13 protein-coding genes and 1 tRNA gene are annotated in these 15,709 nt (G+C 63.5%); 1 reads left to right on the top strand and 13 read right to left on the bottom strand.

Going from position 1 to position 15,709, the window contains the following annotated elements:
- Positions 1 to 2 precede the first annotated feature (2 nt).
- The 9 genes from cysD to ACDC67_RS02510 all read right to left on the bottom strand — a co-directional run bounded on the left by cysD (position 3) and on the right by ACDC67_RS02510 (position 9,539).
- Positions 3 to 911: a sulfate adenylyltransferase subunit CysD gene (gene cysD, locus ACDC67_RS02550; RefSeq protein WP_376690317.1), complete on the bottom strand. Its 909-nt coding sequence runs from the start codon at positions 909 to 911 to the stop codon at positions 3 to 5.
- 49 nt (positions 912 to 960) lie between these two features.
- Positions 961 to 2,310 carry a UDP-glucose dehydrogenase family protein gene (locus tag ACDC67_RS02545; RefSeq protein WP_376690315.1) on the bottom strand — a complete coding sequence of 450 codons (1,350 nt, stop codon included), beginning with the start codon at positions 2,308 to 2,310 and terminating at the stop codon, positions 961 to 963.
- A gap of 88 nt (positions 2,311 to 2,398) precedes the next feature.
- Positions 2,399 to 2,483, bottom strand: a tRNA-Leu gene (locus ACDC67_RS02540).
- Positions 2,484 to 2,593: 110 nt separating this feature from the next.
- On the bottom strand, positions 2,594 to 4,822 hold the full coding sequence (locus tag ACDC67_RS02535; protein ID WP_376690313.1) for a M3 family metallopeptidase: 2,229 nt from the start codon (positions 4,820 to 4,822) through the stop codon (positions 2,594 to 2,596).
- A 192-nt stretch (positions 4,823 to 5,014) separates the two neighbouring features.
- Positions 5,015 to 5,473 carry a tRNA adenosine(34) deaminase TadA gene (gene tadA / locus ACDC67_RS02530; protein WP_376690312.1) on the bottom strand — a complete coding sequence of 153 codons (459 nt, stop codon included), beginning with the start codon at positions 5,471 to 5,473 and terminating at the stop codon, positions 5,015 to 5,017.
- Between the two features lie 11 nt (positions 5,474 to 5,484).
- Positions 5,485 to 6,282 carry a hypothetical protein gene (locus ACDC67_RS02525; protein ID WP_376690310.1) on the bottom strand — a complete coding sequence of 266 codons (798 nt, stop codon included), beginning with the start codon at positions 6,280 to 6,282 and terminating at the stop codon, positions 5,485 to 5,487.
- Positions 6,279 to 8,204 carry an alkaline phosphatase family protein gene (locus ACDC67_RS02520; protein WP_376690309.1) on the bottom strand — a complete coding sequence of 642 codons (1,926 nt, stop codon included), beginning with the start codon at positions 8,202 to 8,204 and terminating at the stop codon, positions 6,279 to 6,281. Before ACDC67_RS02520 ends, ACDC67_RS02525 begins: the two co-directional genes overlap by 4 nt.
- A gap of 3 nt (positions 8,205 to 8,207) precedes the next feature.
- Positions 8,208 to 8,459 (bottom strand): hypothetical protein, encoded by a 252-nt coding sequence (locus ACDC67_RS02515; protein ID WP_376690307.1) that lies wholly within the window; start codon positions 8,457 to 8,459, stop codon positions 8,208 to 8,210.
- Between the two features lie 96 nt (positions 8,460 to 8,555).
- Positions 8,556 to 9,539 carry a sulfatase-like hydrolase/transferase gene (locus ACDC67_RS02510; protein WP_376690305.1) on the bottom strand — a complete coding sequence of 328 codons (984 nt, stop codon included), beginning with the start codon at positions 9,537 to 9,539 and terminating at the stop codon, positions 8,556 to 8,558.
- Positions 9,540 to 9,645: 106 nt separating this feature from the next.
- Between ACDC67_RS02510 and ACDC67_RS02505 the strand changes: the two genes are divergently transcribed.
- On the top strand, positions 9,646 to 10,770 hold the full coding sequence (locus ACDC67_RS02505) for a sulfotransferase (protein WP_376690304.1): 1,125 nt from the start codon (positions 9,646 to 9,648) through the stop codon (positions 10,768 to 10,770).
- 30 nt (positions 10,771 to 10,800) lie between these two features.
- Here the strand turns inward: ACDC67_RS02505 and ACDC67_RS02500 are convergent, their stop codons facing one another.
- From ACDC67_RS02500 to ACDC67_RS02485, 4 genes are read right to left on the bottom strand one after another with little or no spacing between them, the layout of a single operon-like run.
- Positions 10,801 to 11,742, bottom strand: coding sequence for a hypothetical protein (locus ACDC67_RS02500; protein WP_376690302.1), 942 nt, complete (start codon positions 11,740 to 11,742; stop codon positions 10,801 to 10,803).
- Positions 11,742 to 12,716, bottom strand: coding sequence for a sulfotransferase family protein (locus tag ACDC67_RS02495; RefSeq protein ID WP_376690300.1), 975 nt, complete (start codon positions 12,714 to 12,716; stop codon positions 11,742 to 11,744). Before ACDC67_RS02495 ends, ACDC67_RS02500 begins: the two co-directional genes overlap by 1 nt.
- An 8-nt stretch (positions 12,717 to 12,724) precedes the next feature.
- On the bottom strand, positions 12,725 to 13,714 hold the full coding sequence (locus ACDC67_RS02490; protein WP_376690299.1) for a glycosyltransferase family 2 protein: 990 nt from the start codon (positions 13,712 to 13,714) through the stop codon (positions 12,725 to 12,727).
- 1 nt (position 13,715) lies between these two features.
- Entirely contained in the window at positions 13,716 to 15,656 is a 1,941-nt protein-coding gene (locus ACDC67_RS02485) for an ArnT family glycosyltransferase (RefSeq protein WP_376690298.1), read from the bottom strand.
- Between the last annotated feature and the right edge of the window lie 53 nt (positions 15,657 to 15,709).

Raw genomic sequence — 15,709 nt, 5'->3', positions numbered from 1 at the left:
GTTCAGAAGTAGCCCTGGATCTTCTTCTCTTCCATGCTCGCGCCCGAATCCTTGTCGATGGCGCGCCCCTGGCGCTCGGAGTGGCGCACCGAGATGGTTTCCTCGATGACCTCGAGCAGGGTCGTCGCGTTCGACTCGACCGCTCCGGTCAGGGGGTAGCAACCGAGCGTGCGGAAACGCACCTTCCGCATCTCGGGCGTCTCCCCGGGCTCGAGCGGAATGCGATCGTCGTCGACCATGATCAGCATCCCGTCGCGCTCGACCACCGGCCGTTCGGCCGCGAAGTACAGCGGCACCATCGGAATGTCCTCGGCGTGGATGTACTGCCAGATATCGAGCTCGGTCCAGTTCGACAGCGGAAAGACGCGGATCGACTCACCCTTATGCACGCGCCCGTTGTACATGTTCCACAGCTCGGGACGCTGGTTCTTCGGATCCCAGCGATGATTGCGGTCGCGGAAGGAAAACACGCGCTCTTTGGCGCGCGAGCGCTCCTCGTCGCGCCTGGCGCCGCCGAAAGCGGCGTCGAACCCGTACTGGTCCAGCGCCTGCTTGAGCGCCTGGGTTTTCATGATGTCGGTATGCACCTTCGAGCCGTGCGTGAACGGGCCGATCCCCTGCGCAACGCCCTCCTCGTTGGTGTGCACGATCAGCTCCATCCCGACTTCCTTCGCGATCCGGTCGCGGAATTCGTACATCTCCCGGAACTTCCAGGTGGTGTCGACATGCAGCAAGGGGAACGGCGGCGGCGAGGGGTAAAAGGCCTTGCGCGCCAGGTGCAGCATCACACCGGAATCCTTGCCGATGGAATACAGCATCACCGGGTTGGAAAACTCCGCCGCCACCTCTCGGATGATGTGGATGGATTCGGCCTCGAGGCGGCGCAGGTGGTCGCTGAGTTTTTCGCTCATGAGTCGAATTTCCGATTCGTGATGCACACAGGTGTTGCCATGACGCGGATCATGTCCGCGAGCAGGATCGACCGCGGCCGATCGCGTAATAGGCCAGTCCGCGCGCCTCGACATCCGCGGGCTCGAAGAGGTTGCGCCCGTCGAACAGCACGCCATCCGACAGCGAACGCTCGAGCAGGCGGAAATCGGGGCTACGGAACTGCTTCCACTCGGTCAGGACAACCAGGGCATCGGCCTCGCTGGCAGCCGCCTCGGCGCTGTCGCAGAAGACCAGGTCGTCGCGCTGGCCGAAGACGCGCCGGGCCTCCTCCATCGCTTCGGGATCGTAGGCGCGAACGACCGCGCCGGCCTCGTGCAACTGGGCGATCAGGGTGCGGCTCGAGGCCTCGCGCATATCGTCGGTATCCGGCTTGAACGACAGGCCCCACAGCGCGAAGGTTTTCCCCCGCAGGGCCGCCGTACTGCCGTAGTGCCTGAGTAGCAGCTCGAACAGGTGACGCTTCTGCCGGTCGTTCACCGACTCCACGGCGGCAATCAACTCCGGCTGCAGATCGTGCTCGCGGGCGGTGCTGGCCAGGGCGCGCACATCCTTGGGAAAGCACGAGCCCCCGTAACCGGCGCCGGGGTAGATGAAGTGCCAGCCGATGCGCGGATCCGAGCCGATCCCCTTGCGGATCATCTCGATGTCGGCACCGACGCGTTCGGCCAGGTTGGCCATTTCGTTCATGAAGCTGATCTTGGTCGCGAGCATGGCGTTGGCCGCATACTTGGTCAGCTCTGCCGAGCGCACGTCCATGACAATGACGCGGTCGCGGTTGCGATTGAACGGGGCGTAGAGCTGCCTGAGCCGATCGGCGACCTCGCGGGATTGCGTGCCGACGATGATCCGGTCGGGGCGCATGCAGTCTTCCACCGCGGCCCCTTCCTTGAGGAACTCCGGGTTGGATACGACCTCCAGGTCGAACGACGCGCCGCGCGCAGCCAGGCGGTCACGGATGACCGCATCGACCTTTTCCGCCGTACCGACCGGCACCGTGGACTTGTTGGCCACGATCAGCGGCCCGGTCGCGTGGTCGCCGACCGTCTCGGCCACCTTCAGCACGTACTGCAGGTCCGCGCTGCCGTCCTCGTCGGGCGGCGTACCGACGGCGATGAACACGATCTCTGCATCGCTCAGCGCCTCCGGCGCATCGGTGGTGAAGTGCAGGCGGCCGCCGCGGACGTTGTCGCGCACCATCGGCTCGAGGCCGGGTTCATAAATTGGAATGTGGCCCTCGTTGAGGCCGGCAATCTTGTCGCTGTCGATATCGACGCAGGTGACGTGGTGACCGACTTCGGCCAGGCAAGTGCCCGTCACCAGCCCGACGTACCCCGTACCGAAAATGCATACCTTGAACATGATGAACCGCTTGTTGTTGGGCCGACCGGACGTACGCCCGGCCCGCAGAATCCCCCACGGTCCCGCTCAGGACCGCCACCGGAAAGGCTGGTGCCGAGGAGAGGACTCGAACCTCCACGGGTCGCCCCACCTGGACCTAAACCAGGCGCGTCTACCAATTCCGCCACCTCGGCACGAGCGGGCATTGTAGCGGGTCGCCCCGCCGATTTGGACCCACCGGAACGAAAAACCCCGGCTCGGTGGCCGGGGTCTTTCGGGTCTGTCGCGTCAGATCGCGCGGCAGTTACCCTTCGCCGTCGATGATCAGCCCGCGGCGTTCGAGCAGCGGCTCGATCGAGGGTTCTCGACCGGCGAAATCCATGTAGAGCTGCATGGCTTCCTTGCTGCCGCCCTTCGACAGGATCGTGTCGCGGTAGTGCTGGCCGGTCTCGCGGTCGAGCCCGCCGTTTTCCTTGATCCACAGCACGCTGTCGGCATCGAGCACCTCGCTCCAGATGTAGGAGTAGTAGCCGGCGTCGTAGCCGCCCATCGAGTGCGAGAAATACGGCGTGCGGTAGCGCGGCGGCACCGGCTCGTAGTCCAGGCCGTGATCGGCCAGGACCGTCGCCTCGAAGTCCATGACCTCGTCGGCGGCCGGCGTGTCTTCCGGTGCCAGCTGGTGGAGGGCCTGGTCGATGATGGCCGCGCCCAGGTATTCGGTGGTGCGGAAGCCTTCGTTGAAGGTCTCGGCCTCGATCACCTTGTCCAGCAGCTCCTGCGGGATCTGCTCGCCGGTTTCATGATGCTGGGCGTAGTTGGCCAGCACTTCCGGCCAGGACGCCCACATTTCGTAAACCTGCGACGGGTATTCCACGAAGTCACGCGGCACGCTGGTGCCGGCAAAGCTCGGGTACTCCACGTCGGAGAACAGGCCGTGCACGACGTGGCCGAACTCGTGGAACATGGTCGTGGTCTCGTCCCAGGTCAGCAAGGTCGGCTCGCCTTCCGGCGGCTTGGGCACGTTCAGGTGCATGCCCACGACCGGACGTCCGCCCAGCAGCTCGGAATTGAGGCGGTAGGCGTTCATCCAGGCCCCGCCGCGCTTGGTGCCGCGGGCGTAGAAGTCCATGATGACGATGCCCAGCGAGCTGCCGTCTTGCTCGAAGGCTTCCCAGGCGGTGGCGTCCTCGTGCTGGGTCGGCAGGTCCTCACGCTTTTCGAAGGTGATGCCGAACAGCTTCTCGGCGGAGTAGAACACGCCGTTGACCAGCACGTTTTCCATCTCGAAGTAAGGCTTGATCTGTTCCTCGTCGAAGGCGTAGCGCTCCTGACGAACCTGCTCGGCGTAGTGGAACCAGTCCCAGGACTCGAGATCGAAGGGCTCTTCCTCGGTCTCGTTGATCATCTCCTGGATGTCCTCGCCTTCCAGGCGGGCGTTGGCGACGGCGATCGGGGCCAGCTCGCCGAGCATGCCGTTGACCGCATCCACGGTCTGGGCCGTGCGGTCTTCGAGCACGTAGTCGGCGTGCGTGTCGTAGCCCAGCAGCCGGGCGCGCTCGGCACGCAGGCGCACGATGTCCGCCACCACACCGGTGTTGTCGAACTCGTTGCCGCGCGAACCGCGTGCCAGCGAAGCCTTCTTGACCTTCTCGCGAGCGTCCCGGTTCTCCATGTTGGCTATCGGCGGCTGGATGGAGGTGTTCACCAGGGTGATCACGTACTTGCCATCCTCCAGCTCGCGGTCGGCGGCCTCATCGGCGGCCGCCTCGATGCGGGACTCGCTCAGCCCGGCCAGCTGCTCTTTGCTGTCGAACACGACCGCCGAGGCATTGACCTCCTTGAGCACGTTCTGGCTGAACTGCGTTGTCAATTCCGACAGCTCGGAGTTCATGGCCTTGAGCGTTTCCTTGTCCTCGTCGCTCAGCATCGCGCCGGCACGGACGAAGTCCTTGTGGTACTCCTCGACCAGGCGCAGGCCTTCAGGGCTCAGGTCCAGTTCGTCGCGCATCTCGTAGACGGCCTCGATGCGCGCGAACAGATCGGCGTTGAGGTTGATCGCGTCGCTGTGGGCCGAGAACTTCGGCGCCATCTTGCGCTGGGTTTCCTGCAGGGTGTCGTCGGTGACCGTTCCGGTCATATTGGAGAACACGCGGCCGATGTACTGCAGCGTCTGGCCGGAGCGCTCCAGGGCCAGGATGGTGTTCTCGAAGGTCGGGTCCTCCTCGCTGCCGGCGATCTCCTCGATCTCGGCCATGTGCTCTTCCATGGCGGTCTCGAAGGCCGGCATGAAGTGCTCGGACTCGATCCGGTCGAACGGCGGCATGCCGTAGGGCAGATCGTTATCGGCCAGAAGTGGGTTCTCTTCCGCGGCCTGAGATTCGGACGCAGCTTCGGATTCGGTCGCTTCCGGGGCTTCAGCCTCGGCGGCTTCAGGCGCCTCGGGCGGCTCCGGCGGCGGCGGCGCCTGCTCCGAGCAGGCTGCCAGCAGGCTGGCGGCAACCACCAGCGTCAAAAGATTCAGGGGTTTGTTCACGATTTTCCTCGTACTTGAATTGAACAGAATCCGAAATGGTAGCACTTATCACCGGGGCGATGCCCGCCGGGGTTGGCTGGTTGGCTGGTTGGCTGGTTGGCTGTGGTCGGTGGTCTGTGGGCAGTAGAACGCCGATGCCATGATGCGTTGCGCTTCGCTTCACGCATCCTACGATCCTGTGCGCGGCCCGGCCTACCGCCGACTGCGGAAGAATTGGCGCAGCATTTCGGCCGATTCCTCGGCCAGGACACCGCCGGTGACTTCGCAGCGGTGGTTGAGCTTGGGACTCGTCAGGACTTCGAAGACGGAGTGATGCGCCCCGGCGCGCAGGTCGTCGGCGGCGTAGACCACGCGCCGCACGCGCGCGTTGACCAGGGCGCCGGCGCACATGCTGCACGGCTCCAGCGTTACATAGAGCGTGGTGTCGGGCAGCCGGTAGTTATCCACCGCTTGGGCGGCCTGCCGCAGGGCGACGATTTCGGCGTGCGCCGTGGGATCGGCGTCCGCGATCACGCGATTGAAACCTTCGCCCAGGACCTGTCCTTCCGCGTCGATCAGCAGCGCCCCGATCGGCACCTCGCCCATCGCCTCGGCGCGCACGGCCAGTTCGAGGGCGTGGCGCATCCAGGCGATGTCGGCATCCGGCGCCATGACCAGCCGGCCTAGTGGACGCGCCAGTAGAACTTGAAACCCAGCGACACGGCGATCAGCACCACGAAGTAGGTGAACAGCCAGCCGCGCATCCAGCCCGGGCCCAGCGGCAGGATTTCGTGCGCCGGCAAGTCCAGATCGATCGACTCGACGGGACTGTCGTCAGCCAGGTAGCCGGCCGGATTGCCGATCAGCAGGTTCCACCACTGACGCTTGTGCAGGATGGGCGTCGGCGCCTCGTGCGGCAACGCCACCGCCTGCTCGCCGGCCGCCGTTTCGAGCGCGGCGGTCTCAGCCGGCCAGCTCAGCCGCCAGCGCAGCGGCTCGTCGACCGCCGAAGGCAGGTGCTTGGCTTGCGTGCCGGCCCAGCGCCAGTTGTCGGCATCGCGCTCGACGGACTCGCTGCTGACCGCCACGTTGACCGGCTCGCCCCCCTCGGGGAAGTGTCGGCCAAACTCATTCGAACCCCAGACCAGCACGAACAGCACCGGGATACCGGCGACCAGGGCCGGCCCGATGGCCAGGCCGATATGGCGACCGGAGAGCCGGAAATTCTCGCGAATCAGCGGGATCAGGCCGGAAAACTCGCCGTCGTAGCGCTTGAGCTTGTCCTGCACGGCCTTGACCTGCGGCTTGAGCGTGGCCAGCTTGTCCTGGTTGGACACGGCGCGGTAGACCCACATCGTCGCCCAGCCCGACACGAAGGCCCAGAACACCAGCGTTACCGGCAGCGGCAGCACGAGCAGCAATGCCTGGTTGATCCAGCCGAAGACGATGCCCGGCCAGTCGAGAATGCCGAGATTGCTCACGACTCGTCCTCCCGGATCTGCCGGCGGGTCAGCTGCCACACGTCGCGGATGGAACCGATCTCGACCTCCGGCTGGAAGTTCGAAAAGAGCACGCCAGGCACGAGTGCCGGGTCGATGCAGTGATCACCGCTCCACTTCTGGCGGTTGGGCTCCATCATCGACTTGGGGATCGCGCCCAGCGTCGTCTGCCAGGAGGCGCGGTAGCCGCGCTCGTAGCCGATCACCAGGTCCGGCGCATCACCCCGCTCGGGGCCGCGATAGGCCTCCTCGCCGTCGAACACGCGGCGCACGACCGACTCACCGGTTTCCGGATCGGCCCATTCCTCCAGGCCGGCCGCGATCTCGGCCTGCAGGGCCTCGACCTCGTCGGACTCGACGATGCCCTGCCCCTCCCGGCCGGACAGGTTGAAGAACAGGCCGTTGAGGCCTAGCGCATAGGCCCGGGACTGGCTCCAGTCGACACTGGAAAAGACCACGTCGGACTCGCTCGCGCCCTCTTCGAGCACCAGGTAACCGTTGTCGACCAGCCAGCGGTTGAGATGCACCGCCTTGCGGAACGGCGCGAAACCGTGGTCGCTGATGACGATCAGGCGGTCGTCGGGGCCGAGCCGGTCCATGGTCTCGCCCAGGATGCGGTCGGCCTCGCGATAGATCCACTCGACCGAATCGCGATGCTCCGGCGCGGTGTCCTCGTAGCGCGGATGCTGCTCGTCCAGGCCGCGATAGAACATATGCGTGACCCGGTCGGTCTGCACGAAGGCGCCGACGACCAGCTCGCTGTCGTGCTTGTCGAGTGTTTCGTACCACATGGCCTCGCGCTCGGCCAGGATGGTCTTTTCCATCTCCAACCAGGCGGCGTCGGAGATGTGTTCCTCGTTGAGCGACCACGTCTCCTCGGGCATGCCGATGGTGTGGAACAGGCCGATGTCCTCGACCAGTTCGGCCGCATAACCCGACGGCGAGGCGATCTCGACGGCCGGGTTCTCCGGGTCGATCTGGATCGGCGAGACGTACAGGCGCGGCTGCGGATAGCCCTGTACCAGCAGCAGGCGCACCGTGCCGGTCACGCTCACGGGCCCGGTCACGTCGAAGGCCACGCGAATCCAGTCAGACCACTCGCCCGGCTCCAGGCTGACCTCGTCGTCGCCCAGGCGCACGACCGCACCCGCCTCGGCCGGCCGGATCACCAGGGGAACCGTCATCGACTCGCCGGACTCGAGCAAGGGATCCGGCGGCCCCTCGAACTCCGATTCGATACGCCCGCGGCGGTCGGGACGCACGCGCACGGTGCGCGTGCTAGAACCGGCATCGCCCAGCCGCGTGGTCGTGTAGAAGGTATAGGTCCCCTGCGTGCCGAGCAGATCCGGCACCCCCATGCCCGAAAGCATGCGATGAATATCGTCCGGCGGATAAGTGACGGGAATCCGCAGCACCGAGGCTCTCGCGCCCTCGTCGCGCTCGGCCTTGACCCAGAACGCCTCGCCCTGTCGGCGATTGCGGACCTCGCCGCTGCCCAGCGGCACCTGCAGGCCGAACAGCTTGATGAAGCGCTCCGGAGGGATGTTCTCCGAAATCGAGAAATTGGGCGTGTAGGTCTCGGGATTGCGGCGCAGGAAGTCGAAAATCCCGTGCTCGCCCGGCCCCTTGCCGGTGGCGAAACTCGACCAGGCCACCGGCGACTGCGGCGGATTGCTGGTTCCGAGCTCCTGGAAGTGCCCCTCCTCGGCCAGGCGGCTGAAGTTGGGCAGCTTGCCCTCGTCCATCCACTGGCGCGCCAGCACCGGATCCATGCCGTCGAAGCCGAGCACGACCACGCGGGAATCGACCGGCTTCGGCTCGCCGCCACAGCCGACTACCAACAGCACGGACAACAGGGCCCCGGTCAGCGCCGAGAGGCGCCGCAAATTACGCAACTGGATCATGAATCACTCGGACCGGTTGGAAGGCTGTTCCGCGTCAACGGCATCGGATTCTTCGGCCGCGTCACCGGAGCCGGCCGCAGCCTCGCCCCGCTTGCGCCGCAGGCGGCGAAACATGTAGCGAATCGGCCAGATCAGGACAGCACCGACGGCCAGCACGATCGCGACCAGAACGCCCCAAAGGCCACCGAGCAGGCTGATGCCCGAGCCGGGGCCGATGTAGGCCAGCGCCGATATCGGTGCGAGGGCAGCGACCATTGTCAAAAACCTTGCAAGCATTCCTGGCTCCCGGATTCCCAAATGCATCAGCCGCCTAGTATACGATCGGGCCACGGTGCGCTGGCCGGCAAACGATCAGGGCTCGGATTCCCGGTCCGCCGGCGACCGCTTATCTCCCTGGGACGATTCCTGCGACGACGACTCAACGCCCTGCAAGTAACCCATGCCCTTGAGTCGTTCGACCATGTCACTACCGAGTTCCGGCGGCAGGTAATCCTGAGAATTAAACCACTCGAAGTAGTCGCCCAACAGATCGTCAAGCCGATCAGCGAGGGCAATGCGACCTGGTTCTACAGGATCCCGCTCTAGTAGATCGCGCGTGAGGTCGTAGAACTCACGCGCGTTGTCGGCCTCGTGCCAGATCAATTTCATGCCACTTGAGATCACAGCCAACTGCTCGGGGCCGTATGCGATACCGGAGGCAAACAGCGGTCTTTCGCTATCGTTCCACATCTCGCGCCGGCTGGCTTCCCAGGAGAACGCCCCGTTCTCGGCCTCATGGACCCAGCCGCCGAAGGAGCGCCCTGGATAGTCCACGTTCTCCGGCAATGCGATCCCGAGCCAGTCGGCAATCGACGGTAGCACGTCGACCAGACTCACCGGGGTGGAAATGACCTTCCCGCGGTGGTCGGGGTGCCAGACAATCAGCGGAACATGAAGCTGCTCCTGGTAAAGGCTCTGCCCGTGACCGAACCCGTAGAACCCGCGCGGATCCTGGTCCCGTTGCTCGGCACGTCGTTGATGGTCATGAAACTCCTCTCCGTGATCCGAATACAGCAAGACCAGCGTGTCCTCGAGTACACCCCGCTCCTCCAGCCCGGCCAGCAATGAAGCGATGTCGGCGCGCAGGTCCAGCGTCGCCTCGGCGTACTGCACGTAACGAGCGCATATCCCACTGTCCCGGTCGGAGCAAGCCGACGCTGGCGCCGTGGCCGTCAGAAGGTCGAGCCGCTCCGGATCCATGGCTGCCACGGTCCTTCTGGAACGCGGTAGATCCAGGTGGGGATCGTGCGCGTGCATGTAATGAAGGTACAGAAAGAAAAAGCCCTGCCCGGTCATCCTGCACCGATCGTGTAGACTTGTGCAAGCCTGCTTCTTGGATCCTCGACAGACTCGACACAACCTCGAACAGGTCACATGAACAGCGACCGACATTAGCATCATCATGGAGCGACAAACACCGTTCTGCAGAAAGCACATCCCGCCCCGGTTGCACCTGAAGTCCCGGTTCTTCGGCGCCGGCAAAGCGTTGTGGCGAAAGCTCGGCGATCTGGAGTCATCGGTATTGCGCGCCGAACTCGAAAGCACGCCAATCCGGCAACCTGTCTACGTGACCGGTGTGCCTCGTTCGGGCACTACCATTCTCACCGAGATGCTGGCGCAGCATCCGCACATTGCGACCCACCGCTACGCCGATTTTCCTAACGTTTGGACGCCGTTTTGGCGCAACTGGCTCGCCGACCGGGCATGGCGAAAGCCAGTCCAGACCGTGGAGCGAGCCCATCGCGACCGCATCATGGTCTCCGAGAACAGCCCGGAAGCGGTCGAGGAAGTCGTCTGGATGGCGTTCTTTGATGGCCTGCACGATCCCGGCAGCCGTCAGATCCTGGACGAAGCGACCGAGCATCCGACCTTTGAGTCCTTCTACCGCGACCACATTCGAAAACTGCTTTTGGTGCGCGGAAGGTCTCGCTACGCCAGCAAGGGCAATTACAACGTTTTTCGTCTGCGCTACCTGCTCAAACTGTTTCCTGACGCCCGCTTCATCATTCCCTACCGCAACCCCGTCAACCAGGTGGCCTCGCTGCTCAAGCAGGATCGACTATTCCATCGCGCGCACTCCGAGGACCAGCGCGTGGCCTACCAGCTTCGTCTATCCGGCCACTTCGAGTTTGGTCCGGGCAGGCGCGCGGTCAATGTGGGAAGCGACGCGGCCGCAAGGATCGCGGCCTATTGGGGCGAAGGGCGCTGGGTCGCCGGCTGGGCCCTGTACTGGAATTCAGTTTACGAACATGTCCTGCGGCAACTTGAGCGACACGACGGACTGAGGTCCGCCTCCTTGCTCGTGTGCTACGACGATCTTTGCCGTGCACCGGCTGAAGGCATTCAGGCGGTGTTCGATCACGCCCGACTTCACGATAACGATGCCCAAGCCATCATCGGCAAGTATTCGCGGCAGATCAGCGCACCGGACTACTACCACCCCGACTTTACCGACCGCGAACTCGACGAGCTGTTGGAGCTGACGCGGCCAGCGGCTTCAGCGCTGGGTTTCGACGAGGTGGTCTGATTCGGCCGAAGCGCACGGCACCTGCTGTATTCACGGCCGCCGAACCAGCACGGTCGTTGACAACCACGCCAGCGCTTCGACGGACGTGGCAAGCAGTCGCAGCCACAGCACGCTCACCAGCGCGATCTCGGGCGACAAGCTCGTGGTCAACAGCACGAAGGCGCCTTCACGCACGCCGATCCCCGCCGGGGCGACCGTTGCGAGCTGACCGACAATGCGGGCAGCCGCATAGGCGCAAACTACGCCGGCCATTTCGACGAACGAAAGCTGATCGGCAACGTCGGCAAGCGACTGCCACAACGGAATGATCGCCAGCCCCTGCAGGACGCCGACCAGCATGAAAATCCCGAATCCGGCGCTCCACTGCCATACGGCACCCCGAAAGACCAATTCCCGGCGCCACCGCTCGCGAATGGGCAACACCCCGCCCAGCACCCCGAAGACCGTCCTGGGGAAAAGAGCCCATGCCAGACCCGCAACCGCGGTGAGTGCAACCAGTGACGTGGTCCAGGAAGACGTCGGCGACAGGCCTGATGCCATCCAGGGCAGCACGCCGGCGGCCAGGACCGCCCCACTGGCAAACAGGTGCAGCTGCTGCAGGAAGTAGCTCCGGAGCACATCAGCCGGCGCCAGCCGGTCGCGCAACTGCTCATAAAGCGCCACGGCCGACCACACCTTGCCCGGCACATAGCGCGACACGAAGGCATGCATGAACACGCGGGCCAGAACGACCAGGGGCGGCAGAGACTTTGCTCCGGTGTGATAGCGCAACACCCACATCCAGCCCAGGGCCATGGCAACCAGCCACAGCGCGCTGACTATCCAGCTCGCGAACAGGGCATGCCAGGCGGGTAGCACTGCTCTGGATTCGACCGAGTGACCAAGCTCGAACATCGACCGCCCCAGGAAGAACATTGCCGCGGCCAGCAGGAGCCAGCCCAGTAGTCTTCTGAGTACCGAGCGCCCCTTCATCAGTTGTTGACGGGTATTGGGCCCAGGGTCTTCAGGGCACGCTTCCGTCGCATTACGCCGGACAGGTAGCCCGACCGATGACGGCGGTAGTGCATCAGTTGCTTGAAGATGCCGGGCACTCGTCCCAGACGCACGCGCCACAGATAGGATGTGGAGGGCCCGATGCGGGGCGGGCTCTCGACCGCGTAGCCAAGCTCCTTCATCAGCGGTCCAGCGAGCCGTTCCACCAGTGCCACTTCCCGGTCAGACAACCTGTCGCGCCAACCCTCGGCAGCGGACGGAGAAACCGGCTTGCCAAGGCCGGAGTGAATCTGACTGTAGTAACTGCCGTACTCCGAAGGAGCTTGCTGGTGAAATCGCAGCATGTCGTCAACGAACTCAAGGCCAAGGAACTCGCACACCCGTCGAATCTCTCTCTCGGGATCAGAGACCAGCGCTTCGTAGTGCACGCGAAGCGCATCCTCCGGAAAGTCCAGCTCGAGCGCCAGTCCAGCCCCGACATCGTTCCGCCACCGATTCGCACCGTGATAGAGCGTCGACTGATGGACCTGTGAGCGCGCCAGCGAGCTGGCCACCGCCCTGGGATCCCTGACCAGGTGGATGAACTGCGCGCGGGGAAAATGCCGCTTGACCAGCGAGCCATAGCGCACGAAACGTGGCGTCTTCTGACCCCACCGCCGTTTTCCATTGTGCGCTAGATAAAGCTCGTGAACCCTGGCAATGAGGTCACTTGCGTTGTCGCAATCTTCCAGATCGGACTGCGAGACCTCGATCCCCCACTCGGAGAGCTCGTACTCTAACGGTAACAGCGCCCGCATTCTCTCCACCGGCTGGGTGCTCAACAGGTAGTCGATGATGAACAGCGACTCCAGCGGAACGCCCACATCGGGATGAGCGTCGAGGATGGAACGAAGCAGCGTCGTGCCGGATCTGCCGCAGCCGACGATAAAAAATGGCGGCTTGTCGGATGACATACCCCGGATCAGCTCCGATCTGCACGGGACACGGCACCCGTCCGCGACACGTCCGCCGACAGGCCGAGCTCGGACTTTCGAATCCGGTACCGCAATTCTTCCAGCAATCGCCGATTGACTGCCAGGAGATCAGCCACGAACGCGACAAGGATGGTCTGGAACCCGATTCCCAGCAGAACGGCAGAGAGAATCAGCGACTGGACATGGCCGTTGCCATCGCCTGTTGCGAAGTAGTAGAGAAACCGCAGGCCGATGAGCATGCCGAGCGAGAGCAAAGTCACCCCAATCAGGATGAAGAACCGAAACGGCTTGTAGATTACGAATATTCGCACGATGGTCGCAACCGACCGCCAAACGTAGGACGAGATTGTCTTTAGCAAGCGCGAGGGCCGCAGGTCCGGATTCGTCCTGACCGGGACCGAAGTGATCGACATGTTCTTGCGCCCGGCCTGGATCAGAGTCTCAAGGGTGTATGTGTAGCTCGAAAAGACATTCAGCTGCAGGGCTGCCTCGCGCGACATCGCACGGAATCCGCTGGGAGCGTCAGGTATGTCCGTGCCACTCGCCTTTCGCACTACCCAACTTCCGAGGCGTTGCAACAGCTTCTTGGTCGCCGAAAAGTGCCTGGTTTCCGTAATGGGGCGCTCCCCGACCACGATTTCCGCCTTTCCGGCGAGAATCGGCTTGACCAATTCGGAGATGTCTTCGGCGTTGTACTGATTGTCCGCGTCCGTGTTGACGATGATGTCCGCGCCGGCCGACAGCGACGCTTCCAGGCCGGTCGTGAACGCCGTCGCCAACCCCCGGTTGCGCGACAGGGAAACCACATGGTCCACACCGTGCTCGCGGGCGACATCAACCGTGCGGTCCGAACTGCCGTCGTCGATGATCAGCCACTCGATTTTGTCGATGCCGGGTATTTCTCGCGGCAAGGCCGCGAGCGTCACCGGAAGCGTCTCCTGCTCGTTGAAGCAGGGAATCTGGATGACAAGTTTCATGTCACTGGTATTCCGTTGTCGATTGAGGTTGCAGTCGAATCTCGTGGGCAACCCACGATAGCGGGCGTCCGTTCCCGTTCAGAATCGCACTAGCGCGCAGTTGGACGGGCACCGAATTAGTCTTCGGCGACAACTCGCAGTCCTCGAGCAACCAAGTCAGGTCGAACTTTCCCGAATTGTCCGGATACTGCCACCCGAGATCGCAGTCGGCAACCCTGGCCCGAATACCAAAGCGCTCATGATCGCCGGGGAAACGGTAATGAGCCGGAGCACGGCTGCTGCCGCGAACAACGAGGACGTCTTCTCCTTCATACGCGAGCACCGCAGCAGCGAGTGGCTCGGCCCAGCGCCAACCATCTCGCTCCGGGGGAAACATCCCGCGTACCGGACCATCATCACCGGCAAGAAAATCGATCTCAGGCCTCGACGACTGAGATTCCTCGTCGTCAAACGGCGACAATTCGTACTCGCTTGTGAGCTTGACCACTCGTCCCCAGTTAGAGTCCTCGAGAACTTGCTCGTGCTCGAACCCCCGTAGTGCTTTGTCGGCGGCGCCCGCGCTGTTCATGTATCCATCGATGGGAAGGAAGTGTGGCCCTTGCTCGGGCGTTATCCAGTACTTGTGCTTGTCGATGTCAAATATCGGTCGCCCGGAATACAGCCCAAACACCGGTTGTGAATACCAGCGATAGCCGAAAAATCTCGCATTTGGCGGGGCTGCCTTCATGAAGTCCACAACAGCCCGGGTGGAACGCTCACGAACCTCCTGACTGATGGGCATCGTGAGGGTAAAGCGCTGCAACGATCCGCCAAGGAGAAGGGCCACGCTCACTACGGAGACCGCGATCGATAAGGAATAGCGCCCGGCGTGTCGTGCCAGAGCGGGCAACAGCGGCGCACAGAGCATCAGCAGCAACACGCCGTTGAATATTCGGCGATACCATGCCTTCTGCGTCGGAGTGACCAGCAGCCACCAAGTAAAGTAGGCCAGGATACATGCGCAGACCATCATCGCCACCAGCGCGCCCGCATCCCGAATGCCTTCCTTGCGAATTCGGAGAAACAGAATCACTGCAATCGTGGCGGGAATCCCAAGCAAGACAGGAAGAAGCCACAATGGCAGCCCCAGACTGCCTGCAAGCACGTCGGCGTGAGCAATGAGTTTCTCGGCATGCCCCGGACTATCCTGGAACCCCTCGCTGACGCCGGCCTGCCTCAGGATGCTGTCGAGCTGGACCTGCCACCAACCAAGCCAAGGAGTCACACCGCCGATAGCCCAAAGCTTCCATGCCTCCCAACAGACAATGGGCACGAGCAAGCCTGCACCGGTTCGAGCCGGATCCCTCCAGTTTCGTTCGGACCAGAGCAGCGCTGACGCCAGCAGACCGAGGACAACGCCAACCGGCATCAACATGACGGTCTTGGTCAATATGGACAGGCCGAAGCACATCCCCGCCACCATGTAGCGCCAGCGGCCGTCGGCGTCGAGGGCGCGGTGCAATACCCAAAGTCCCGTCAGGAGCCAGAACAGCGCCGGCACTTCTCCATAGCCGTTGGCACCCAGGCGAGAAAGCTCCGGCACGACCAATACCAGCACGCAGGCAATCAGCGCCGAAACCGGGCCTGCCAGACGCCGCCCCAGCAGGAAGATGATCAGAACCAGGCCTGCGAGGTAGGCGAGAGAAACGAGCTGAGCAGTGGCAAGGGAGACACCGAACAGGGCGAAAACCAGGGCCGCCGGGAACAAGTATGGCGCATTGGTCTGAATCTCACGCGGAAACAGAACCCATTCATCGAAGAATCGCCCGTAGCCTCGCCCCTCCGCCAAGGACGCCGCCACCTGCAGGTTCATTGCCCCGTCGAAAGAAACAGGCGTGCCCCAGATCAGCGAAAAGGCATGCACCAGCAGCCCCACAACCAGCAAAGCGAGTACGACGGTCAAGGCGCGGCGCCTACCAATGGGATCCCTGAAAATGCTGCTTTCCTTCATTACGC

The sequence above is a fragment of the Wenzhouxiangella indolica genome (assembly GCF_042310355.1).
In the GTDB taxonomy this organism is placed as follows: Bacteria; Pseudomonadota; Gammaproteobacteria; order Xanthomonadales; family Wenzhouxiangellaceae; genus Wenzhouxiangella.
The sequence above is the reverse complement of the archived record's forward strand: the minus strand, read 5'-3'. Positions and strand labels throughout refer to the sequence as shown.